17 protein-coding genes and 1 pseudogene are annotated in these 22,643 nt (G+C 59.5%); 9 read left to right on the forward strand and 9 right to left on the reverse strand.

The window, feature by feature from the left end:
* Positions 1 to 133 precede the first annotated feature (133 nt).
* The 3 genes from XarjCFBP7645_RS02590 to XarjCFBP7645_RS02600 form a co-directional block, all read right to left on the reverse strand.
* Positions 134 to 1,462: an acyl-CoA thioesterase/BAAT N-terminal domain-containing protein gene (locus XarjCFBP7645_RS02590; protein ID WP_181126149.1), complete on the reverse strand. Its 1,329-nt coding sequence runs from the start codon at positions 1,460 to 1,462 to the stop codon at positions 134 to 136.
* A gap of 107 nt (positions 1,463 to 1,569) precedes the next feature.
* Positions 1,570 to 2,274 (reverse strand): LytR/AlgR family response regulator transcription factor, encoded by a 705-nt coding sequence (locus tag XarjCFBP7645_RS02595; protein WP_230608565.1) that lies wholly within the window; start codon positions 2,272 to 2,274, stop codon positions 1,570 to 1,572.
* On the reverse strand, positions 2,271 to 3,359 hold the full coding sequence (locus tag XarjCFBP7645_RS02600; protein WP_181126150.1) for a sensor histidine kinase: 1,089 nt from the start codon (positions 3,357 to 3,359) through the stop codon (positions 2,271 to 2,273). Before XarjCFBP7645_RS02600 ends, XarjCFBP7645_RS02595 begins: the two co-directional genes overlap by 4 nt.
* 539 nt (positions 3,360 to 3,898) lie before the next feature.
* Here XarjCFBP7645_RS02600 and XarjCFBP7645_RS02605 point away from each other — a divergent pair.
* From XarjCFBP7645_RS02605 to XarjCFBP7645_RS21600, 7 genes are all read left to right on the forward strand, one after another.
* Positions 3,899 to 4,450 (forward strand): sigma-70 family RNA polymerase sigma factor, encoded by a 552-nt coding sequence (locus XarjCFBP7645_RS02605; protein WP_230608567.1) that lies wholly within the window; start codon positions 3,899 to 3,901, stop codon positions 4,448 to 4,450.
* On the forward strand, positions 4,443 to 5,441 hold the full coding sequence (locus XarjCFBP7645_RS02610; RefSeq protein WP_104536122.1) for a FecR domain-containing protein: 999 nt from the start codon (positions 4,443 to 4,445) through the stop codon (positions 5,439 to 5,441). The genes XarjCFBP7645_RS02605 and XarjCFBP7645_RS02610 overlap by 8 nt, the downstream gene beginning before the upstream one ends.
* A 133-nt stretch (positions 5,442 to 5,574) precedes the next feature.
* Positions 5,575 to 8,682, forward strand: coding sequence for a TonB-dependent receptor (locus tag XarjCFBP7645_RS02615; RefSeq protein WP_104536123.1), 3,108 nt, complete (start codon positions 5,575 to 5,577; stop codon positions 8,680 to 8,682).
* A 32-nt stretch (positions 8,683 to 8,714) separates the two neighbouring features.
* Positions 8,715 to 9,512: a Slam-dependent surface lipoprotein gene (locus XarjCFBP7645_RS02620; RefSeq protein WP_230608571.1), complete on the forward strand. Its 798-nt coding sequence runs from the start codon at positions 8,715 to 8,717 to the stop codon at positions 9,510 to 9,512.
* Positions 9,513 to 9,597: 85 nt separating this feature from the next.
* Positions 9,598 to 11,088, forward strand: coding sequence for a surface lipoprotein assembly modifier (locus XarjCFBP7645_RS02625; RefSeq protein WP_258079491.1), 1,491 nt, complete (start codon positions 9,598 to 9,600; stop codon positions 11,086 to 11,088).
* Between the two features lie 22 nt (positions 11,089 to 11,110).
* Complete coding sequence (locus XarjCFBP7645_RS02630; protein ID WP_047127102.1) at positions 11,111 to 11,731, forward strand: biliverdin-producing heme oxygenase; 621 nt, start codon at positions 11,111 to 11,113, stop codon at positions 11,729 to 11,731.
* A complete protein-coding gene (locus XarjCFBP7645_RS21600) occupies positions 11,728 to 12,810 on the forward strand; it encodes a TonB family protein (protein ID WP_181126151.1) in 1,083 nt (360 codons plus the stop codon). The genes XarjCFBP7645_RS02630 and XarjCFBP7645_RS21600 overlap by 4 nt, the downstream gene beginning before the upstream one ends.
* 256 nt (positions 12,811 to 13,066) lie before the next feature.
* Here XarjCFBP7645_RS21600 and XarjCFBP7645_RS02640 read toward each other — a convergent pair whose 3' ends face one another.
* A complete protein-coding gene (locus tag XarjCFBP7645_RS02640) occupies positions 13,067 to 13,510 on the reverse strand; it encodes a BLUF domain-containing protein (protein WP_104536124.1) in 444 nt (147 codons plus the stop codon).
* 870 nt (positions 13,511 to 14,380) lie between these two features.
* On the opposite strand from XarjCFBP7645_RS02640, the gene XarjCFBP7645_RS22155 reads away from it, so the two are divergent.
* Positions 14,381 to 14,668: an energy transducer TonB gene (locus tag XarjCFBP7645_RS22155; protein WP_181126152.1), complete on the forward strand. Its 288-nt coding sequence runs from the start codon at positions 14,381 to 14,383 to the stop codon at positions 14,666 to 14,668.
* Positions 14,669 to 14,678: 10 nt separating this feature from the next.
* On the opposite strand, the gene XarjCFBP7645_RS02650 is transcribed toward XarjCFBP7645_RS22155, so the two are convergent.
* The 5 genes and pseudogenes from XarjCFBP7645_RS02650 to XarjCFBP7645_RS02665 all read right to left on the reverse strand — a co-directional run bounded on the left by XarjCFBP7645_RS02650 (position 14,679) and on the right by XarjCFBP7645_RS02665 (position 20,166).
* Positions 14,679 to 15,791, reverse strand: a complete 1,113-nt coding sequence (locus XarjCFBP7645_RS02650) for a cytochrome-c peroxidase (RefSeq protein ID WP_104536126.1) — start codon at positions 15,789 to 15,791, stop codon at positions 14,679 to 14,681.
* Between the two features lie 77 nt (positions 15,792 to 15,868).
* Positions 15,869 to 18,631, reverse strand: coding sequence for a secretin and TonB N-terminal domain-containing protein (locus tag XarjCFBP7645_RS02655; protein ID WP_104536127.1), 2,763 nt, complete (start codon positions 18,629 to 18,631; stop codon positions 15,869 to 15,871).
* Positions 18,632 to 18,704: 73 nt separating this feature from the next.
* On the reverse strand, positions 18,705 to 19,424 hold the full coding sequence (locus XarjCFBP7645_RS02660) for a FecR family protein (protein WP_258079492.1): 720 nt from the start codon (positions 19,422 to 19,424) through the stop codon (positions 18,705 to 18,707).
* A gap of 93 nt (positions 19,425 to 19,517) precedes the next feature.
* A pseudogene (locus XarjCFBP7645_RS22160) lies at positions 19,518 to 19,682 on the reverse strand (FecR/PupR family sigma factor regulator); the annotation flags it as partial.
* The gene (locus XarjCFBP7645_RS02665; protein WP_104536129.1) at positions 19,672 to 20,166 is read right to left on the reverse strand and encodes a sigma-70 family RNA polymerase sigma factor; all 495 of its coding nucleotides are present in this window, start codon (positions 20,164 to 20,166) and stop codon (positions 19,672 to 19,674) included. The pseudogene XarjCFBP7645_RS22160 and the gene XarjCFBP7645_RS02665, both read right to left, overlap by 11 nt.
* A gap of 1,213 nt (positions 20,167 to 21,379) precedes the next feature.
* Here XarjCFBP7645_RS02665 and XarjCFBP7645_RS02670 point away from each other — a divergent pair.
* Positions 21,380 to 22,357: a sensor domain-containing diguanylate cyclase gene (locus tag XarjCFBP7645_RS02670; protein ID WP_181126155.1), complete on the forward strand. Its 978-nt coding sequence runs from the start codon at positions 21,380 to 21,382 to the stop codon at positions 22,355 to 22,357.
* Positions 22,358 to 22,643: the final 286 nt, after the last annotated feature.

Below are 22,643 nucleotides of genomic sequence, written 5' to 3' on the forward strand. Positions count from 1 at the left end.
AGCTCAGCGAGGCAGGGCTTTTGTCCGTCGCGCGTCGCATCCGATCCTCCTTGAGTGCTCGCGGGTTGAACGCCAAATGGGGAGCCACCTGGTTCAAAGAGATGCGGGAACTCAACCATGTGGGCGAGCGCGCCTAACGCGTGTTTCCCAGGGCAGATCGCAAGAACTCGATGACAGCCGCACCGCTCTCTCGGTCAGCTCGCGCATAGCCCTCGGGGGTGCCACCGACTTGAAGATGAGGTCCTAGGTCATGGCGGTGAGTTGTCGGCTGCCACAGCGGCGAGATCAAATGCCCGGCATCGCTGAAATACATGATCTGATCGTGCGTGCCATGCGCATGCCGAGCCAAATAGCGTTGCGCCACCGCCGCCATTTCACCAGACAGACCCAGCCGATCGTCTCCTGCAGCGACGAGCATGAGCGGGCCGTTGATCTTTTCAATCGGCAACAACGCGGCTTTCAGCGTCGACTGGATCTCGGCTTCCTTTTCATCCAGCCAAGAAGCGTCTTCACGATAGGGCAGGAAAGGCAGATCCTTTCCCTTGAATGTCAGACCAGGCTTGTTGACTGCGCGGAAATCGGCCGGCGCTACATCCCGCTGTATTCCGCGGAATGGTGCCGGACTTCCCACGAACGAAACCACCGCGCGGAGCCGTGGGTCGTGTGAGGCAGCGGCCATCGCGATGGTTCCGCCCCATGAGCCACCCAATACACCAATCCCGGAAGGATCCACATAGCTCTGGTCTTGTAGCCAAGTCACGCCCATCGAGACAGGGTCAATCGGCACCCGCACGAGATCCTTGGGCAATCCAGGCATGCGGTAATAAGCCACAGACATCGCCACAAACCCATGAGAGGCAAGCCAGGCCGCATACATGTTGGCACTCTCGATCCCGCCCTCGGAGCCCCCGAGAGTGATGACGGTCGGATGGCGACGTCCATCTACCAGCGCGCCTTGGGGCGCGTAGACGTTGGCCACAAGTCCATCGGATGTTACCGGAAACGCGCAGACGTCCTTGCCATCGATCCATCGTCGCAGCTTCACTGTGTCGACCACTCTTCCGCCCGACACCACGTCAAGAGTGAACTCGGCTGGTGAAAACCGCAGATCCCCGGGTCTTCTCTGAATGGGAAAAGGCAAAGGTCGTGGCGGACCCTCAGGCTGCATCGACCAAAACAGACCGGTTTGATCAATTCCCATGTAGCTCCCCGCCTCAGCCGCGGTGATTGCCGGGTCGACCATGCCGTCTAGATCCGCGCGATACACCGCGCTAGAGCGCCAGATGATGCCTTTGGCATCCTTCATCGCAAGCCTGAGCTCCACGAGCTCCGTAGGGCGCATTCCTGACACGTGCACACCCAAGGGCGCATCGGCCTGGCTATCCAGCGAAGAAACGTGAAGCGTTGCGGCATTGGCGTGGGCGCAGGCGAGTAGAAGTAAGAGAAGGGCGAGTCGGCGCATGTCAGGACGGCCTGAGAAAGGGCAAACGAGCATGTCTGCCAGGCGCTTCTTGCAACGGCTATTTGGCACGAGTCGTGTGCCCAGGGGCCTCAATCGTGCAACAGCCGCTAAAACAGGCGAGGTAGGCGCGCTTCCAGCTGTGGTCGGAATTGCCGGCTGACCCGAAGTGTTGTGCCATCTAGAAGTTCGAGTTGGGCATCCTGGTTTCGCGCCGAACGGATCGCCACGACACGCTTCACATTCACCAATGACGATCTATGGATACGAACGAACCCATGCGACTCAAGACTGTCTGCCAGGCTTGCCAGGCTATCGCGGCGCAAGTACGTGTCCTTTCCGGCATGGATACAGACGTAATGGCCCGCCACCTCGACATAGTCGATCTCCGCCGGTGACAAGTAGACAGTCCGATCACCCACCTCAACAGCCAGGCGGGCAATCTCCGCACCCCTACCGTCTATGCGCTGACGCACGCGCCGCATCGCAAGCTGTAGACGCTTGGGATCTACTGGCTTGAGAAGGTAATCCAATGCACCAGCGTCGAAAGCGCACACCGCGTGCGTACTGTAGGCAGTGATAAAGATGATATGCGGCACAACTGATTCGAGATGCTTCACGAGGTCCAGGCCACTCCCATCGGGCAGACCGATGTCCAACAGCAGTAGGTCGACATCTCCGAGCTGTGCGCGCTCAAGCGCCAGTTCGAGGGTGGCCGCTTCACCCACCACGACCACATCAGACTCAGACGCGAGGAAACGAACAAGCCGGTCTCGCGCAAGCGCTACATCGTCCACAACTAGAGTGCGAATCACGACGCCTCTGCCTCCCTCAGGGGGAGACAGATCGTTGCGACAAAGCATGTCTCCTGACGTTCAATCGACAACGATGCCGTGGCACCGTGGGTGAGAGCCAATCGCCGCCCCAGGTGATCCAACCCTATGCCTAGCCCACCGGGTTGCTTGCCGCAGACGGGGTTCACAACCGTGATGATGAGTTCCGCGTTTTCGACAATAGCCTTCACTTTGATCCGAACCAGCCCACCAATACGCGCTCCATGCTGGATGGCGTTTTCTAGCAATGGTTGCAGTGCCATGGACGTAACGGCGGCGTTCCAAGCTCGAGGCTCTATGTCGATGTCGAATGTGATGGTGCCGGACAGCACCTGGTGCAGCTCGATGAACTCGGCGCTCGCGCCTATTTCCTCCCTTAGCGACACCACAGGTGCGCTTTCCAGCATCGCGCGAAGGATATTCGCTACATGGCCAAGCGCACGGTCTGCCCGGGTGGCGTCACGATGCCCAAGCTCCCCGATCGCATTGAGCGCATTGAAGATGAAGTGCTGGTGCAGCCTAGACCGCAGCGCTTCTTCGTCCAGTCGGGCCAGCACGACCTCTCGCTCACTTCTCAAAATCAGGTGTGTCCAAAGCTGCCCTACCCCCATGACGACCAGATAGAGCGGAATGGCGAACAGCGTCGTGGCAGCGAGTGCGCGCTGACCGCTGCGAAGATCAAGCCCTCCCGCGCCCACGAACCCTGCTAGTTGCAGGAGACCATGCCCAAGCACCCAGCCCAGCGCCGTCAGCACCGGTATGGCAAACAGTCCAGTCAAGGCGATCAATGCCAGATGGCGAATGCTGTCCCCTGTTCCAACGATCCATCGCCTGGCGAGTCCAAGAAGCGTTGGGGTGGCCACTGCCCAGGGCACGTAGCTGCCGACTAGAAACAGGAAAGCCTTCAACAGGCCGGGAGCGCCTTGCGGGTCCTCGGCCAGCGATGTCATGGCTACTGCAGGGGTATAAGCGAGCGCAAGCATGAGCCAAGGCACCGCTACGCCCGCGTAGCGGAAGCGCGCCGAAACCGATGAAGGGTTGGAAATGGAAGAAGTGCGCGCCCGCATGGACAGTAATGCTCGGAGCCGATAAGTGTCCGGGGCAAAGTGCCGGCCACTCATTCTCGCCTGCCCTGCTCCGCCTTGGTAGTGGGACTGCCGAGCGCCTCTTTGGGGAGGATCGGTCCTGTCGCCGTGGGCGCCGCTGTAAGGCAGCTCGCACACCACCGTTGGTTCCCTCGGACTGGTGGATCTAGCCGGCAGCACGGCTATCGCACGCGCCGGGATACGTCAGATCCTGAAACGCGCCGAGGTCCGCTGGACGCCCAGCGCGTTGAGCCAGGTCACTGGTGGCCACAGTCGCAATCGACGAGAAGAACGCCCTGATTTCGCCGCTCCGCTTCTTAGGACGGCTTGCGTTATCGCTGCTCACACCTGTTTTCTGCAGAGCTCTTCGCTGCATCCACCATCTACCGGGAAGCCCCCAGGCCCAACCGATCGATGCTATTTGGAGACGGCGCGACTTCGACCAGGATGCGCGGTTCTTCACTCCGCCTTCTGCGGTCTGCATCTGTTTGCACTAGCAGGGCCCCTGGCCTAAGATGTGAATGATTCTCATTTATGGCGATAGGATGATGCGTGATTCCGCCCTTGTATTGACAGGTGAGGCTCGCCTTCAGCTCCAGAACATCTATGTTGATCATCACAGCTGGCTTAAATCCTGGTTGATCAGGAAGCTCGGCAACGACGCCTTGGCACTGGATCTGGCGCAAGACGCCTTCATGCGCTTGATCTGCTCGCGCATACCGACCGACGCCATTCGCATGCCTCGCGCTTACCTCACCACCGTTGCACATGGCTTGGTCGTCAATCATTGGCGTCGCCAGTCCATCGAGAGGGCTTACCTAGATGCGCTGGCTGCCCGGGGCGAGATGGCATCCCCTTCTCCTGAAGAGGCAAAGCTTGCTCTAGAGGCGTTGGAGGAGATCGATGCCTTGCTCGATGGGCTTCCTGCACGATCCCGGCAGGCGTTTTTGCTCTCTCAACTCGATGGCTGGCCCTACGCCAAGATTGCCAGGCATCTCGGGATCACCGTCAACATGGTCCAGAAAGCCATGATCCGCGCGCTTCAAGGCTGTTACCGCGCCAGCTATGGGTAACGCTCGCGCACGCGTCCTGCCACCAGAGGTCATCGACAAAGCGATCCATTGGTATGTGCGCTTGGCCTCCGGCCAGCCTGACCATCAACAGCAGGACGCTTTTGCACAGTGGCAACGGGCCGATCCCGATCATGCCGAGGCCTGGCGACGGATCGAGGCGCTCGGTGGAAGCATGACGGACCGCCTCGCGTCCATTCCAAGCAACGTCTCGCGTGAGGTGCTCGGCAGCGCGAATGCCTCGCCGCAGCGACGCCACGCGTTGAAAGTCCTGCTCTGGGGTAGCACAGGGCTGGCGGGCAGCTGTCTATTGTCAGGACCTCTCGGCCTTTCGCGACAGTGGCATATCGCCACCGCTGATCTTCGAACCCAGGTCGGCGAACAGAAGCGTCTCACGCTACCCGACGGCACCGTGCTTCGCCTGAATACCGCAAGCGCGGTGGATGTGCGCTTTGACCAAGCGACCAGACGCATCATCCTTCACGAAGGCGAAGTGGACATCGTCACCGCACCAGACGCGTTGGGCCGGCGCTTCGTCGTAGAAATGCCGTCGGCAACGCTAGTGCCCATTGGCACGCGATTCGGGGTCCGCCTGAGCGACGGCGGCGTGCTTTTGACGGTACAAGAAGGCGCTGTCGACCTAACGAGAGAGACAACATCCTCCCTGCGGGTTCCCGCCGGATACCAGGTGTTTTTTGATCATCAGCGCTCGGGACGCCTGACGCCCCTTGATGAAAGCGCGGTGGCTTGGACGGCTGGCCTGATCCGAGCCAATCGCATGACTCTTCACGACTTCTTGGCCGAGTTGTCGCGCTACCGACGCGGCTGGATCCGCTGCGAGGCATCGGTCGCGCAGCTTCGTCTCACTGCGCTCTACACCTTGGTCGGGGCCGACCCGGTCAATGCCATCCTGGACACCCTGCCTCAAGTCCTTCAGGTCTCCATCCGACGTGTGTCGCCTTGGCTGATCCTGGTTGGCCCGGCAAAGCACTGAGCCATTTTCGTGAGATAGCGAATAATTTTCGCTGCATGGTGGCAGATTTGGCGATCTCGATTGGCAAACCTCATGAACACCCGCTTTGATCAGCAAAGCGGGCAAGCCTTCACTTCTGAGGATTGCCTTCGCCATGGCGGCACAACGCCCCTTTCCCGCCTCCACCACCCGGCGCGCTCGACGCCACCCACTTGCCCTTGCCGTTCTGCTGGCTCAACTTGCCACTGGCACGACGGCCCTGACTGCCCTTGCGCCGCCCGCGCACGCCCAGCAGGCCACCATTGCCTTTGATGTCTCGGAAGGACCGCTCGATCAAGCCCTGCTGAGCTTCGGCCGCCAGGCAGGACTTGGGGTCGTCGTAAATGCATCGCTGACCAAAGGCCTGAGGAGCAATGGCCTCAAGGGCAACTTCACCGCCCATGACGGCGCGGCGCGGATTCTGAGCGGAACAGGCCTGGAGGCCAGTCAGCAGGGCCAAAGGCTGATCGTGCGCGCAGTCCGCTCGTCAGCACGCACCACCGATATGCTGCGGGTCGGCGGAAACTTGGGGGCGAGCCAGGGCAAGGAACGGGACCGCCGGAGTGCCGACGACGTCTACGACCTCGACATTTCCACCGCTTATATCGATCGTGCCACGATTGAACGCTTCAAGGGCAAGACACCGTCAGATCTTGTCAACGGAATCCCGGGGGTTTTCAGCGGTGATGCGCGCAACAGCGGCGCGCTGGACCTCAACATTCGCGGCATCCAAGGGCCAGGACGCGTGCCTGTCACCATTGATGGCACCGAGCAGGCGCTTACTGTCTGGCGTGGCTATAACGGCGCGAGCAACCGCAACTACATCGACCCGTTTCTGATTGGCGGCATCCAAATCCTCAAAGGTCCGTCGCTGACCCGTCATGTCACCACAGGCATCGGTGGCGCGATGGTGGTGAACACGCTAGATGTCGAAGACATCCTGGACGAAGGTCAAACCATTGGGGCGGAATTTCGCCTGGAAGGCAGCAGCAATGCGGTGAGGCCACGCCTGCCGACGCTCCACACGGGCGAAGACTATCGAACGGTGGACGGCTTCCCACAGCAAACGCCCAACATCCCTTACACCGACCGCACCTTGATGTTCCAACCGCGAAGTGGCGGAGGTGGCGCCAATGTCCTCGGTGGCGAGGATTACGCCTATCGTTTGGCATTGGGATGGAGGGCCACGGAGGATCTCGATCTGCTGGCAGCGTACAGCTATCGCGAGCGTGGCAACTATTTTGCCGGTAAGCGTGGCGCAGGCTACTACTCACACCCGCGCAGCAGCAACGCCGACGACTACATCTTGTCCATGGCCAACTACTGGCTGCCGGGCAATGAGGTAGCCAATACGTCGAGCCAAATGGAATCTTGGCTCTTTAAGTCCACTTGGCGCATCACGCCCGATCAAGTGCTGCAGTTAGGCTACCGAAGCAGCTCGTCGCATTACGGCGAGGTGATGCCGTCACGCATCATCGAGTCAGAAGATCGCAGCGCCGTCCAATGGCCACTGAGTCGGGTGGATACCCAGGCCTGGAACGCCGAATACAAATGGCAACCTCAAGACAGCCGCGTCATCGACTTCTATGCCAATTTCTGGCGAACCGACACCCAGAGTGACACCTACACCGCAGGTGGCTTCCCCAACTATGCGCAAGGCCCGGGATTTCCCCTCCTGAGGAACACGGCGCTTGCCAACGCCCAAAATGCCCGCAATGGTGTGACACTGAGCAACACGCTGCATTTGACTGATCAGCTGGACTTGACTGTGGGAGGAAGCTTTCAGCACGAAAGCCTCACCTCCACGGATGCGTATTTTGGCGTAAGCGATGGCTGGCGTATGTATCCGCGTGCGGGCCGACGCGAAGAGCGACAAGGCAACTTCCAATTCGAGTGGCGTCCATTTGAAGCACTCGCGCTCAGTGCCGGCGCACGCTACTCGTCTTACTGGGCCTTTGACGATTTCCTCGACAGCCACCAGGATGACATTCGCCAAGCAGTCACCACGGGCTACACCACCCGCTACACCACCGTGGGTACCTACACCCAGGCTGAGCGCGAAGCGCTGATCGAAGACCAACTTGCGTCCAATCGCGAACTGCTCGAACTGGAGATCATTACGCAAGAAGAGTTCGACGAGATTGCCGCACTGCTTCTGACCGATGTGCCGACCACTTACAGCGTGGATCACCAAGGCGTGTGGCAAGCCGATGCAGACGGCCGGTTCACCAAAGCCGGCAATGTCTGCCTGAATGGCTCGCTCGAGACAGATCCGGCAGCGGTGGGTCAGCTTTGCCAGACCTCCGCTGTTTCTGAAATCAGGCCGGCATCGGCGACAAAGCGCAAAGACCACGGCTGGACGCCGTTTTACGCTGCCACGCTCTACCTGGATGATTACAGCCGCATCTATGTTCGCTACGGTGAGACGCTTCGCTATCCGAGCATGTTCGAAAGCACGATCGCTTTCTCGGCCTCATTGGACGCCGAAGGTGTCAAACCGGAGCATGCGCATAACGTGGAGGTGAGCTATGTCTACGACCTGGCACAGCTGCTGTCGCCAGAATCAGTGGCAGACATCAAATTTGCCTACTACAAGAACAAGACGCGTGATGTGATCGAACGCGACCCCAGTTTCAAGTTCCGCAACATCGACAAGCAAATCATCGAAGGCGTGGAGTTCCAGGGCCGATATGACTCAGGGCGCGTGTTTGCGGATCTTGCAATCAACTACAACTTCAAAAACGAAGTCTGCGACGAACAGACGGCAGCGTTGCTATCGAGCACGAATGGCTATGTCGTCGGCAGCGGCGTCATCGTGCCCAGTTGTGTCGACTATGGCTTTGTGGGCGGCTACTTGCTGACGCAGAGCGCTCCACAGTTCTCATCCAGCGTTTCATTGGGCGGACGCTTCATGGACAAGCGCCTGGAGCTCGGCACACGTCTGAGCTACTACAAGCAGTACGAAAATGCCGATCTCGACTGGTTTAGGCGGAACTCGATTCAAAGCGGGGACGGCCGACTGGTCTATACCTTCAATGTCCCCTTCTCCTGGGCCAGCACGATGCTCGTCGACGCCTATGCCACCTACAAGCTCAGCCCCAGGCTGACGATGGAACTTACGGGCACCAATCTCACAGATCGCTACTACGTCGATCCGGCGACGCGATCACTCATGGCAGCACCTGGCCGGACTATCAAGCTGAGCCTAACGGGCCGCTTCTGAGCTCACGATCATGGACAGTAACCGGGGCAAGGATGTCCACTTCCTTCCAACAAGAGACCGAAGAAATGAAAATTCAGAAACCAATGCTAACCGTTGCCGTAGGCGTCACCGTCTTGCTGCTGGGCGGTGTTGCGCAAGCGGCGAATTTTGTCGGCAGCTCGACCAACGAAGGCTATGTCAAGGTAGGCGTTTCCACGGTCAGTGGCGGTCCGCATCAAGCGGGCTTTGCGGGCGTTGCGGTCAACTCCACGGGCCTGGACAAGCCGGTCGATTTCAAGGGCCTGGCGTCCTATGGCGGCACCGGGTCGGTCAAGGTGTTGAATTTCCCGTACAGCGGTGCCCCGAGCAGTCACGACAGCCTGGGCGTTTTTGCCTTCGCGCAGGTCGGGACGCAGGACGTCTGGTTCGGAGAGTGGTATTCGCGCAAGGACAACGCAGAAGGGCTGAACACCCATACCGTTTACTTCATGGGCGACAACGCCGATACCGCCATTCCAGCCTCTGGTACGGCCAGCTACAACGTCGTTGGCATCAATAACTACAGCTCCGGCAATCAACTGACCGGCACCTTTGATGCAAACTTCGGCACGCGTCGCCTGACCGGCTCGATCCAGAATGGCGCCGGCTTTGCCGTCAATGTGGGCACCGCCACCATCAACACCAACGCCAGTATCTCAGGCACCAATGCCACAGCACGCCAGTCCGGAACGCTAGTCAGTTCCAATGGTGTGGTGTCGGGCCAGTTCTACGCCGGGCAAACCGCACTGGCAGGCACTGCCAACTTCACCGGTGTGCAATACGACACCGCCTTTGGCGGCTCGAAGAAGTGAGTTGATCGGCTGATCGCTTGATATTGCAACCACAGGACAAGCCAGGCCAAGCCAGTCCTGTTCCTCTTTTTTTGGCCGATTCCCTATGCATGCAATCAAGACATCCCCCACCTGGGGTGTCCTACTCACGCTTGTCATCATGACATTCCCCGGGCGGGCGCTTGCGCAGCAGCAACAAGACGACATGCGCCGCCTCCTGGAACAGCGCAACCAAGCGCAGTCCGACGCACGCGAGCGAGAAATCATGAAGGAGGAGACAGACAAGGCCAGACCAACGATGGTCGTAGAGGGGCATGAATACACCGTTGAGCACAATGCCAACGACGTGGGGCGCGCGCTTTATATCGCGCTCCAGAACAAGCAATGGTCGGCAGCTCAATCTTTGCTGGATGAATATCTCACACTTGCCAACCGCGATCCGCTGCTGGTCCACTATGCCCAGGGCGCGATCGCAAGACTCCATGGCGACTACGCCCGAGCCCAAGCGGAATACGCCGCCCTTCTGGACCTGAAAGCCGATTTCCTGCCGGGGCGACTTGAACTGGCCCGCGTGTTCTTCGAGGATCAACAGAACGCTGAAGCGAGGGCGCTGTTTGACGCCATCGAGCAGTCGATCGACCGCAGTGACCCCAAAACCGTGGGCGTGCTCGGCAGTATCGACAACTTCCAGCAGGCCCTTGTCGAGCGCGACCGCTGGCAAGGCACTGCGGCGCTCGGCCCGGCGTGGAGTGACAATGTCAATCGCACTTCGGCCAGTTCCAACTGCCTGATTTCGCTTGATGGACAGTGCTACTTCAATCGCAGCACCCCCGATGCGGCGAAGTCATTTGGCTTCGAATACGACGCGGCCATCGAGAAGCGTTGGAGTATGAAGGGTCATCACGGCGTCTATGCCCGCACGACCCTGTTTGGCCAAGGCTATCGAGACAATAGCCAGTTCAACGAAGTCACCGCCGTGATGCAGTCCGGATACAGCTTCAAGTCCGGCCGAAACGCGTTCGTGCTTGCGCCTTCTTTCGAGTACTACGGCTTAGGCAACCACACCTTGTATGGCGCGCCAGGACTCCATGCCGAGTGGTCATGGACCACGTCCCCTACGTCCTTGATAAAACTCGAGGGGGACTGGAAGCGCTTGGGCTACCGAAGACAAGACTACGGCACTTACCTCGATGGCGAGACCACCTCGGTCTTTGCCAACGTCTTCAAGAGCTTCGGCGAGAGATGGATGGGCTTTGCCGGCATTGACGCGGTCAAAAGCCAAACGGAGGAAGAGGCAGATGGATTTTTTCAGCGCGGCGTTCGCCTTGGCGGTTCGTTGCAATGGCCGAAGGGTGTCCAAATGACCCTCTTTGCTTCGTCGCGCTGGCGCAGCTACGGAGCGTATAGCGCCGTGCTGGAAGCACGTCGCAGGGATCACGAACAAGGCTACACCCTCATCCTTCGTGCCCAACATCTATCGTGGGCGGGTTTCAGCCCGGTGCTGACGTTCCGGCGAAACCAGGTCAAAAGCAACATCGACTGGCTTTATAGCTACGACCGCGATGCAGTGAGCCTGAAATTCGAACATGCGCTGTAAACCTATTCCTTCGAGCATCCTCATGACGGCTCCCGACCCAAGCCAAAGCGTCGCCAGACATCTCAAATCCCGGACGCACGACGCCCATGAGGCGCTTGACCAGCGCATCATGGCGAGCGCCCCGTTTTCATCCATCACGCGCTACGTCCAGTTTCTACACGCGCAGCGCCGCTTTCACGCCACCATCGATCCCCTTTTCAAGGATCCAATCCTTCAACATCTAGTCCCGGAACTTACCGGGCGTCGTCGCTTGCATGAGATCGAACAGGATATTGGCGACCTGTCGCTCGGCATCCAAACGCATCGGGGTGCCGTGGCCGTCGATTTCTCCTCTCCGGCCACAGCCTGGGGTTGGCTCTATGTCGCAGAGGGCTCCAAGCTCGGCGCCGCCATCTTGCTCAAACACGCCCGAGGGCTCGGTCTGAGCGAAACCGCTGGCGCACGCCACTTGGCCGCCCACGCCGATGGCAGAGCCCGGCACTGGCGCTCGTTCGTCAATGCGGTGGATCAACTCCCCTGGACGGAACCCGAGCTCCGCCACATGGTCGAGGGCGCACGGCAGGCGTTTTCAACCATGCAGGCGTTGGTTGAACAAGAGATGCATCTGTTCGGGTGCCGCTCCGAAACGGAGTCTGGTGATTGAAACGCCTGGCCTGGCTCTTTTTGGGCTTTGTGCTGGTGGGCCTAGGCATCATCGGCGCCTTGCTGCCTGTCATGCCAACGACCATTTTCTTGATCCTGGCGGCCGGGTGCTTTGCCCGCTCGTCGCCGGCGCTTGAGGCCACACTTCTGAGCCATCCACGCTATGGCTCGGCGCTCCGGGCGTGGTCTGAGGAGAGAGCCATTTCCAGCAGGGCAAAGCGCTACGCCACGCTCGGCATCGCGTTTGGAGCGGTCTGCTTTTGGCTTGCCGCCAGACCGTCCTGGCCGTTGGGCATCGGCGTTGCGCTCGGACTAGGGCTTTGCACGCTCTGGATCCAAACCAGGCCGCTGCCGCGCATAGAGCAGCCCTCGCAGGACAAGGCTGAGCTTACAGCCAAGCTTTTCGCCCACGGTCTGTCCTGGGGCGGCCACGCCCTGGTGCTTTACGTGCTCTTGTGTCACTGGCCCGAACCTGCACGGCCAGCGGCAACGGAGCAGATCCGGGTTCGGCTCACGGTCTTGCCCCCCGCCGCTCCACCTGTCCCCGTGGTCGAGGAAATTGCAGCCGAGCCGCTGAAGGGGACCGAGGCGAGGCCGAAACCAGACACATCATCATCGCCAGAAGTCAAAAAGAGTAGGCAGGCAGCGCCTGTTACTCAGTCGCAATCGGTGAAAGACGTTGTTGAGACGCTTGCCCTCGACGAGGACAGCTCGACTTCGGAAAGCGTTCCGACACCGTCGCCGGCGTCGGCACCGCCGTCTCTATCGTTGCCTCCGAGCGCGCAGACGGGAGGAGAGGTCGATCCCGATTGGGAGGGCGAAGTGCTCACGCGACTTGAGAAATTCAAGCGCTATCCCCGGCCCGCCCGGGTTCGCCGTGAGGAAGGGACAGTGCTCATTCGAGCCTTGATCGATGGCAGCGGACATGTGCTGTCCGCCCAAGTAAAGGAAACCAGTGGCTCGGCTCTACTGGACCGCGAAGCCTTGGCGACGTTTACCAGGGCCGAGCCGCTTCCCCCTCCCCCTAGAGCGACCGTACCGGCAGAACTGAATGTGCCCGTGCACTTTTTTCTCCGCTAGGCAGCGACCAGGGGCCCAGGCATGCGCCATCCAGCTACTGCCGATCAAAGAGCGTCATATGGATCCACCAGGCCCCCGAATGACCACATGTGTGGGACAAGGCCACCTAGGCACTACCTAGAGGCCCGAACCAGGACATGCCTCTCGCGCGAGAAGGCAGCGTTCGATTCGCTCTGCGCATGCTGCGATCTGCTCGAACACCGGCAACGCGTTACGTTGTGAAACGATCGCACCCAATGCTCGATTCGGCCCCTTCTCAAAACGCCAGCAACTGCTGAATGACCTCGGGCTTTTCCCCGAGAGCACCCAGTGCGAGTCGCGTCCGGCTCCAACGCTGCGCGCTGACTTCCAAGATCGAACCTAGCTGCACTTTCCGGCAGGCCATCTGCCATTGCGGAAAATGGCGTGCAGTGATTCGGTCGTTGTACATTTCGGCGATCAGGTCATGGCGGCTCGATCGTTTGATGCGATCGTAGGTATCGAACAGATTTGCTGGCGGCCCCTCGATGTATTGAAAGAACCTAAGGCCGTCATAGAGCAGAACCCCGGTAATGGACAGTTGCGCATTGACTGCACTCGAAGAGACCAACAAACGATCGATTTCAGCAACAGACCACGGGCGGCGGACCTCACTGACGTAGGCAACAGCGCGCAAAGGAGGATTTGGCAAACGAATGGTCTCAATGACATCCACGTCCATCCATGCACGCAGATCTGAACATGCCGGCAAGTCCTCAAGCCGGATAGGTTGCAAGTATCGCTTCGACCATCGCAGTCGACAAGTACGCCCTTGTTGTGGGCCATCGACCTGGCCCTGCGCACGAAGGGCCGTAGCCTGCCAGCCCAGCCCAGCCGTACGCCACACTACCCCACACCTAAACTGGGCGATTCCCGCCTAAATTTAATCTGCCACGAAAACGCTTTGAAGCAAATCGGGGAAAGGGAAAAGACGGCACTTAGATTTGAGGCATGGCCGGTTGTTCCGTCGGCAAGGGACACCACACGACATCGTACGACGTGGTTCGGCAGGACGCTTTGTGTCTGAACCTCCCCCTCAAACGTCGGCAACACGACGCGCAAGGTGTAAAATAGAATGAATCTCATTTACACCCTTCCCATGCTCCGTGCTGACGGCCCTACACCCCCACCAGATGGTCGCTGGTCAAAGCTTGCGGCGGTCTGCACTACCGCCGTCATCCACGCACTCATCGCGTGGCTCGTGTTGGATCAAAGTCGCTTTGAGGCCAGCATTTCGCCTCAAGAAGAGGTTCGGATGCATCTCACCCTTGTTCCTGCAGCCGCGCCACCCACCCTGATCGCACCGGTCCAGTCACCCGACCACGTTCCACAACAGTCACAAAGCATTTCTTGGTCCCAACCTCGCTTAGAAGCACCCATTGTCGAGCGTCCGACACGGCAGCCCACGCCCGCCTCATTACCCCGCATTGGCCCGATGCCGCTGTCCGATGTTGTCGAACATTCAATGGCAGCGTCACCGGGGCAAGACGATGCTCTGTCTCACGCCACTGCTCCAGACTCGTCCCCAGCCCCGCCAGGGCCTGCCGCCGGAATGACAGACCCAAATTGGGAGGGGCGCGTCCTGGAGCGCTTGCAGCGGTTTCGGCGCTATCCGACTACCGCCAAGGCACATCGGCAAGAGGGTGTCGTCTTCGTGCGTGCTCTGGTCAATCATCAAGGCCGGGTGCTTGCCGCACGGGTACACCTGGGAAGCGGCTACTTGGTGCTCGATGATGAAGCGCTAGGCACCTTTGCTCGAGCGCAGCCGTTTCCTCGCCCGCCCCACACTTTGCCCGACCCGGTGGAACTGGAAGTGCCCGTAGAATTTTTCTTGCAATAGCAGCAGGCCTTCAAAGCGTTTCCAAGAACGCCACGATCGCGTCGCGCTCTTCTTTTTCTAGGCCAAGGGGCCGCAGTAAGGGATCAGGTTTTGGGAAGAGTGGATCATCGACCTGCTCCCCTTTAGGCTTTGGTCTTGGCATGCCTGCGTTGTAGGCGTTGACAACACTGCGCAGATCCGTGAACCCGCCTGTATGCATGTAAGGCCCTGTCTTCCGCACATTGCGCAGTGATGGCGTGCGGAACTTTCCACTGTCGTGAACATCCTGAGTGACCTCATATCGGCCCAGATCCTGGCGCGGGCGCCCATAGAAATGAAGCCCAAGATTGTGGAAGCGGTTGTCCGCAAGCGTGGGCCCGCTATGGCAATTCATGCAGCGCGCTTTGGTTCTGAAAAGATGCAAGCCCCACAGCTGCTGATCGGTCAACAGCTCCCGTTGCCCTTGTAGAAATCGGTCGTAGCGATTGGCGCGAGGCACCAGGCTTCGCTCGAAGGCGGCCAGCGCCTGAGCAATGTCCGTCTCCGTGATGCGTGATGAGCCAAATACATCCCCGAACTCGCCGGGGTAATCTTCGCTTCGATTGAGCCGTTCCACCATGGCAGGAGACGAGAACGCCATTTCCTTCCCGTCCTCGATGGGGTGGCGGATCTGCTCCTCCAACGAGCCGGCACGTCCATCCCAGAAGAGTGACTCGGCGAAACCAGACATGACCACACTTGGCGCGTTGCGGCGTCCTTGTTGCCGATCGTGGCCGAAGGACACACTGCGCCCATCTCCCCATCCAAGCTCTGGATCGTGGCAGCTTGCGCACGCGATCTGTCCTGAGCTCGATAGTCGCGGGTCTTCGAAGAGTTTCCTTCCAAGAGCAATTTTCTGCACGGTTGTTGGGTTGTCAGCAGGTGTCGGCGCTTTCGCAGGTAAGGGAGCGAGTTCTTGCCATACCGCGCCTTCGGAGATACCAGGCTTCGGCCACGACGCTTGCGGCCCTGCGTAAGCCAGGCGCAGACACGCAACGTCCACGCTGTTGGATGACAAGGCGAGCGTTGCCCGGCAGTCCCTAGGAACGAGTTTGTTCGTCCTCTCCGGCACGGCAGGGCCCGGAACACAGCAGGCGGCCAGCATCAGCCACCAACGCCAACATCGCGACTCAGCGCGTGCCACCTCTCAACCACCCAACCGCATTGACTGACCCTCCTTCATTAAAACCGATACCCCGCTTCCAGCCAGTAGCTGCGCCCTTGCTCAAAGTAAGACGATGACGATGTTGTGCCAGCAACCTTGTTGATGCGATTGAGCACATTCATGGCTTCCACACGCACATAGAGCTGCTGCTCGGATGGCAAGCGGAAGCTGTATTCGAGTGTGGTGTCCACGGTGAAGGCACGTGGATAGCTCACATCGCGATAGACGTCATAGACCTCTCCACCAACGTCTTCACTTCCTTGCTGCACGATATCGCGAAACCCATCGCGATATCGCAAAAAATTGCTCCAGAGAAGCTCGCCTGGCCCGATATCCACGCGCGACTGCGTTGACAGGCGTGCTGTCCACTTGCGCGCGAAGTCGGTCGCCGGCAGATCGTAGAGCCAAACCCGGTTGCCTTTATAGAGCACCAACTGGTCGCTCTCATCGCTCCAGCTGGTTTGGTAGTTGCTGTAATTTCGCCGGGTGTCGGTGTAGTCGAAGGCAAACTGCACCTGCGTCCGACTTAGACCCCACACCAGGCTGTTTTCAGGGCTCACGCTCAGCGTGTAGACATCGCTTCGGCTACGCCCGTTGTTCACATACTCGTAAACATTGCTGGTGAATGCGCCCGATGAATCGTTACTTCGAACCGATTGCCGCAGCACCTCATCGCGGTTATCACGACTGACATACTTCAGACTCAGATCCAGTCCTTTCCAACGTTGATCCAGTCCGATGGTCCATTCATTGGTATACGGGATGTCGACATCGCTCAGCCGGTTGGTCGAACCAGCAGATGCGCCCTCGATACTCTCCCATGCCGCGCGCACACTCGTGCGTGTCTTGACCAGGGTCAGGCGCTCACGACCCTCGCGAAGCAGGTAACTGAAGAAGTTGCGTCCGTAGTAGCGGTTGAGCCCACCCGTCAGGATCGTGGTCTTGTCGCCGAATACATCCCAGGACGCGGCTAACCGTGGAGAGAGCGTGGTCTTGCCCCAAATGCTGTCTTGGTCCAGACGCACACCACCACGAAGACTCACGTTTCCAAGGCGCACGTCGTCCTGTAACCACACAGCATAAGCCTGCCCGCTGACCTTGAACTCTCCTGCTTGATAGGTGGCTTGCCGGCGAAAGTATTGACCACGCCCGGCGACAACCGTTCCGGTGACAGAGGTCAGGACCGGTGACAGCGAGCAGCTATCCGTGTCCACTGCGCCATTGCTACTGGTGCAGCTTGTGGTGGCATAGGGTTGCAGGTAGTTGTAGTGGTCATCGAGGCGCTCGTAGTTTGCCTCTCGATGCTGGAAGGACACGCCCAGCTGCATAGTGTGTTCGGTCGCTCCCCAGGCAATGGGCTCCCGATCGAACTGGGCTTGATAGCCCACCTTGCGATCATGCTGATCGACATTGCCCCAGCTTCCTTCCCGGCTACTGTTGTTGACGCCCCAATCGAATTCCCGTGACTTGGCCCAGGACTTCCAGTAGTCGACCTGGCTTCGCCGGGAGCTTTCCAGATCGCTGTAACTCAAGGTATTGCGCATCATCCAGGCCCCGCGCTCGACATTGGCACGCAGCGCGACAACAGGACCACCAGATTTCAGATCGAACCACGAGTTCTTGGCGCTTTGGATGAAGTAGCGATCATCGGTTGGCGCATAGGTGATGCTTGCACCGAGCTCAATGCCACTGTCGCTTTTCCAATCGGCCGACAAGGACGCCGCTGTGTTCTGCCGGGTTTGCGTTTTGCTGTTGGCATCGCTGCTGCTCTCATCCCCCGAGGCATAGCCTCGAAGAGGGATTTCCGAGCGTGTCTGCGTAACGGTTCCAATCAGCCCAATACCGCCCTCGGTCCGCCCTTCCAGTCGCGCCCCGAATTTGAACTTGTCGAACTCGGGCTGGAAATCGCTGGTTGCAGACTGCTCGAAATCCTGCTCTTGCCCCTCGGGGACGATGATGTCATTCCACACCGAACGCGCCATGCGGAACCAGACCTTGCCGTGTAAACGATCGCCTGCCTTACGGGTTTGGGCGTCCACCACCCCGCCGGTGAAGTTGCCGAAGGCCGCCGGCACGTTGCTGTCGTAGACGGTCACGCCTTCGAGCAGATCGGTGTCAACCGCGATGCCCTGCGACTGGCTGGGCACATCGGCATAGTGGTCAGGGTTATCGAAGACCGGGTCGATGTCGTTGTTGAAGCTGATGCCATCGATCAGGAACAGGTTCTGGTAAAACGGCGCACCGTTGATGCTGAAATCTGCCGGGCGGATTTCGCCGGCATTGCGCGAGCTTCTGGCGGTGTCGCTGAACTGAACTGAGGGGTTGATGCGCAACAGCGTGGCGAGATCAGCCTCCCCCCGGGGCGCTGCGTCGATGTAGCCCTGATCCAGTGCAACCCCCTCCGAGTAAGGGAACGTGCGCTGCGCTCCGATGCGCAAAGGCGACAGTGGAATGATCCCGCTGCTCGCAGCAGGCGCGCGAAGCAGTGTGTAGCTTCCATTGGCGCGTGCAAGCAAGCGCAGACCTGAGCCAGATAGCAGGCGCTCCAGGCCTTCACGATCGGTCACATTGCCATCGAGCGATGGCGCCGTGAGCCCCTTGGTCAAGTCGGGATCGAAGGACAGTGCGATCCCGCGCCCGGTGGCAAACGCGGTAAGCGTTGCGCCCAGCGGACCTTCAGGCAATCGAGTGGGTGTTGCCTGGGCAAACGCCGAGCTGGAGACGGTAGCCAGGGCCAGAACTAAAAGACGGATCCGTAGGGGACGGCAAGAACGACGCATGACAGCGCTCAAAATGGGGGTTCCTTCACTTGCCCCGCGAAATTGAAAAAAGGGTCACGGCGACTGCTTTCTTTTATTTTGGGACGACCGTCGTCCACCAGCCGTTGGCTCGGCGCTGAATGGTCAAGCCATGGGTCTGGGCGATCATGTCGAGGCTCTGGTCGATGTGAGCCAGTGGAAACACGCCTGACACCAAGAGATGCGCCACAGACGGATCACAGCGCAGCACGCCATGCCGATAGCGACCAAGCTCTTCAAGCGTCTGCCCGAGTGGCTCTGCATTGACGACCAACAGGCCCTTTGACCACCCTGTCACTTGCTCGGTTGGCTTCGGAGCGACGCCGCAGCGATTGCGGTCAAACCAAACCGCGAAGCCCGCATCCACCCGACAGAACGAGCGCGTGTTCGCTCCAAGCTCAATGCGCACCGCCCCGTCGAACACCGCCACATGGGTTCGATGCTCTCCAACGCGCACATTGAAACGGGTGCCCAATGCCTGCATCCATCCATGGGGTGTGGCAACCCGAAAGGGTCTCGGGGAGGGCGTGGCGTCTGGCGCGGTCGTGATCAGCACCTGACCGTGTTGCAGGCGCAGCAAGCGGTGCTTCGCACCATATGCCACGTCCAGCGAAGTTGCGGTATCGAGCTCTATCTGGCTTCCATCTGAGAGTTGCCGGTGCTGCCGCTCCCCAGTCCCCGTCCTGAAGCGTTGATCCCAGTTCGATTGTTCCCAAAGCTGCAAGGCAAGCCACCCAGTCGGGGCAGCGAGTAGCCAGGCGCCCAGGTGCTTCATGGCCAAGCGACGACTCGGGCGCTTGGGACGATCCAACACGGGCCTTGCAATCGAAGGTGGGACCGCCGTGATGGTCCCTAAGAGTTCTTCAACCCTTCGCCATGCCCGCGCGTTATCGGGGTGCTGCTGCTGCCAATGCACACACGCCGCTTGGTCTTGAGCTCCACCGTGTTCGCCCAATCGCACGACCCATTCGGCGGCTTGTTCAAGCACGCGGGCATCAAGGGGCGTTGGGGACTTGGTGTCGTCAGGGCGCATAGGCCAAACATGCGAGCCAAGCACGCTTCATATGTCGCTTGACGGTGCTCAGCGACAGATCAAGCTTGCAGCCAATCTCGTCATACCCAAGGTCGTCAAACTGTGCCAGCAGAAAGACTTGGCGCACGGGCACAGGTAACCCGTCGAGCATTGCATCAATGAGGCAAAGCGCCTCGCAGACGATCGCTCGCTCCTCTTCAGAGGGCACGATTGCAACGGGAACCGCAGCCAAGCTTTCCAAGTAGGCGCGTTCCAACGATTGGCGACGGAACCAGTTGGCCATGAGGCCCTTGGCCACCGTCGTCAGGAACGCGCGTGGCTCTTTCAGTCTGCAGAGGTCACGCCCACCGAGCAAGCGAGTGAACGCATCCTGCGTCAGGTCTTGCGCAACCTCTCGGGACCCAACCCGGCCACTGACCCAGCGCTGCAGCCAAGGCTGATGATCGCGGTAAAGCGAGGCAAGCAATGAGTGGTCGACAGCCATGAAGAACCCTTGGAAGCAAGGGCGGCTCCAAACCACGTGGCTGACCCGAAGATGAGATTGATTCTCGATTATGACAGACGTGATTGTCGCTGGCTACCTCTACGCTCTAGCACCAGATGACAACTGTGCAGGACTTTGCCAGCGTCGTCAGACTTGGCACGAGGTGAACAGCGCCGACCGCTGATTGTTTCGCATCGCGACGCAAAGCCAAGCTGCGCCGCTCGCAGGCGGTGTCTTTGCAAGGCCTGCGAGCGCAAGCTGCTGGAGAAGCCGCGGTTGTCCGGCTGCGTCAGGAGCCGGTCCATAGACCTGTCTCGTCAGGCCTATGGACTGCCAATTCCTCCACCGCGGAGCCTGCGTGCCACAGAGCGGGCATCCCTGTTCCTCGCTGCTAGCGCACCACAGTGAAGTGCCTGGGGCGACACGGCAACATCAGTCCAGCCGACCAGCCGCCGCGTATAAACAGCGGGCGAGTCGACTGGCGCTCTGCACTGCAGTGCGCATGGTCCCCCTTCTTCATTGGTCATCAACCCGAATTGTGCGATGGTCAAACGACTTTCACTTCTGAGGATCACCATGCGACGTGTCCTTTTCTTTTCCCTGGCAGCCCTATGCGCAAGCTGTGCCCATACAGAGCAGCCCAAACAACGCGCTTATGGTAACGATGCACTGCCGAGCGCCGAGAGCGTAGCGTTTGAGAAGACGGACGCGAGACTACGTTACAGAGATGCGCGTATTGAATGGGATGCAAAGCAATGCGCCGTTTATCAAGGCGTCGCTGCAGATGGACAGATTCGCAGCGAAGCGCTGCACGATGCCGAAGGGCGGCCACTATGTGCCAAGACACCTTGACTGTTGCCACGCGCCGAAGGGCCACACGCGTCCTGTAATCATGACAACAAGCACTGCCCAGTTATAGTCGCGAAGCGACTGACCTCCTCTTGAGCTCGCTACAGCGAGAACATGCCTGAGGCAGCGCCGTGCGCTGCCTCAGGCTAAGCTTAGATAATAGGGATTGAGCCGATCGTTTGTCGGCGCGCATAGGGCCTGCGCTATTACGGCCATTTCTTCAGAGCGTGTGACCTGAAGTTCAGCGCCAATACCAACGACGCGCACGTGGAACACATGGCGCGCGTCGCGAACTGCACATGCGCACTGTGTCTTCAGACCAGTCTCTACCTGCCGCTAAAAGGAGAACCCAAGGAGCAATCCGATGCCCGGTTCCCTCAAAACCCAACTTCCGTTCACTTCGGTAAGCGAAACGTTGGACGAGTTGCTCGTGCGCCTAGCGGAACTCACCCCGCTCAAGACCTGGATCTTTGCAGAGATCAAGAACGATCACTGGATCATCCGTGCCTGCACGGATTCTGCGTTCGGGTTGAAAGTAGATCAGTTCCTTACTTGGTCGGAGTCGGTGTGTCGGCAAATGATCGTAATGGGCGGGCCGCAATGCGCCGAAGATCTAAAAAAGGTCGACCATCTTGCTCAGGCTCCAGCCGCGCTTGGCCTTGGCATTGCAAGCTACCTCGGAGTGCCGGTCAGAATCCCCGGCCAGATGGAAGGAATGCTCTGCGGTATCGACAAGCACATAGCAGACAACGAACTGAGCAAGTTCCTGCCGCTGGCGGAAACCTTTGGCAGAGTGCTTGTCGGCGCATGGGCGCAGCACCTCTCGGAGGATCAGCCAACTACTGACACACCTTCTGCGAAAACGGCGGACCAGCTGACTGGCCTGCATGATTTCAGCGCGTTTAGGGAATTGGTGCATAGCGCAGCAAGGAAAAATCGAAACGAGCCAGGTGGCATCCTGCTTTTCAGCATGAATCCAGGCAGCGCAGGGAATCACGTTGCCGCAAAAAGCGAAATCGAGACGGCTGCAGGCATCCTTCAGGCCGCAACGCGCCCACAAGATGGGCTCGCGCATGTAACGCCCGGAAGTTTCGCCATCTATTTGCCTGGTATCAGTGAAGCGGGATTGCTTTCCGTCGCGCGTCGTATCCGAGTGTCTCTCGCTGCATGTGGGATCAACTCCAAATGGGGCGCGAGTTGGTTCAACGATCTGGACCAATTCGACAAGGCAGACCATGCACTCAAGCGTGCAATCTTGCAGATGAGCGGTTCAGCAGAAGCCATTTCGGCTCAGGACCCAGCCCCTTTCTCCGGACGGGCAGACACCGAGCGAACTGCTTGAGCGTCTCGCCGAGCCGACCCTGCTGAAGACCCGTTGTTTTTGCTCAGGTCGTCTGGCTTGCACGATGCAGAGGGGTGAATGGCGCCCAGAACCAAGCAGCCTTCCGTGACACCCTATGGCAACCACGCATCATCGTCGTAGCACCGAGCGAGGCGACATCTCGCTATTGAGGCGGACACCCGCCTCGGGCGACGCCCCGGTTCAGACGACCGACCTCGGACAGCCTGCCTGAGGCGCCTTCTACCTGGCGGAGGTCCTGGACACTGTGCTTCCCCCGGGGATGGCT

Origin of the sequence: Xanthomonas arboricola, from assembly GCF_002940665.1 — a bacterium.
Lineage (GTDB): Bacteria > Pseudomonadota > Gammaproteobacteria > Xanthomonadales > Xanthomonadaceae > Xanthomonas > Xanthomonas arboricola_B.

What these genes read in the sequence shown, in the direction of transcription:
- XarjCFBP7645_RS02590 (WP_181126149.1), bottom strand. Translation starts at nt 1,462, where the DNA reads ATGCGCCGACTCGCCCTTCTCTTACTTCTACTCGCCTGCGCCCACGCC.
- XarjCFBP7645_RS02600 (WP_181126150.1), bottom strand. Translation starts at nt 3,359, where the DNA reads ATGCGGGCGCGCACTTCTTCCATTTCCAACCCTTCATCGGTTTCGGCG.
- XarjCFBP7645_RS02605 (WP_230608567.1), top strand. Translation starts at nt 3,899, where the DNA reads ATGATTCTCATTTATGGCGATAGGATGATGCGTGATTCCGCCCTTGTA.
- XarjCFBP7645_RS02610 (WP_104536122.1), top strand. Translation starts at nt 4,443, where the DNA reads ATGGGTAACGCTCGCGCACGCGTCCTGCCACCAGAGGTCATCGACAAA.
- XarjCFBP7645_RS02615 (WP_104536123.1), top strand. Translation starts at nt 5,575, where the DNA reads ATGGCGGCACAACGCCCCTTTCCCGCCTCCACCACCCGGCGCGCTCGA.
- XarjCFBP7645_RS02620 (WP_230608571.1), top strand. Translation starts at nt 8,715, where the DNA reads ATGTCCACTTCCTTCCAACAAGAGACCGAAGAAATGAAAATTCAGAAA.
- XarjCFBP7645_RS02625 (WP_258079491.1), top strand. Translation starts at nt 9,598, where the DNA reads ATGCATGCAATCAAGACATCCCCCACCTGGGGTGTCCTACTCACGCTT.
- XarjCFBP7645_RS02630 (WP_047127102.1), top strand. Translation starts at nt 11,111, where the DNA reads ATGACGGCTCCCGACCCAAGCCAAAGCGTCGCCAGACATCTCAAATCC.
- XarjCFBP7645_RS02640 (WP_104536124.1), bottom strand. Translation starts at nt 13,510, where the DNA reads ATGGACGTGGATGTCATTGAGACCATTCGTTTGCCAAATCCTCCTTTG.
- XarjCFBP7645_RS22155 (WP_181126152.1), top strand. Translation starts at nt 14,381, where the DNA reads ATGACAGACCCAAATTGGGAGGGGCGCGTCCTGGAGCGCTTGCAGCGG.
- XarjCFBP7645_RS02650 (WP_104536126.1), bottom strand. Translation starts at nt 15,791, where the DNA reads ATGCTGGCCGCCTGCTGTGTTCCGGGCCCTGCCGTGCCGGAGAGGACG.
- XarjCFBP7645_RS02655 (WP_104536127.1), bottom strand. Translation starts at nt 18,631, where the DNA reads ATGCGTCGTTCTTGCCGTCCCCTACGGATCCGTCTTTTAGTTCTGGCC.
- XarjCFBP7645_RS02660 (WP_258079492.1), bottom strand. Translation starts at nt 19,424, where the DNA reads ATGAAGCACCTGGGCGCCTGGCTACTCGCTGCCCCGACTGGGTGGCTT.
- XarjCFBP7645_RS02665 (WP_104536129.1), bottom strand. Translation starts at nt 20,166, where the DNA reads ATGGCTGTCGACCACTCATTGCTTGCCTCGCTTTACCGCGATCATCAG.
- XarjCFBP7645_RS02670 (WP_181126155.1), top strand. Translation starts at nt 21,380, where the DNA reads ATGCCCGGTTCCCTCAAAACCCAACTTCCGTTCACTTCGGTAAGCGAA.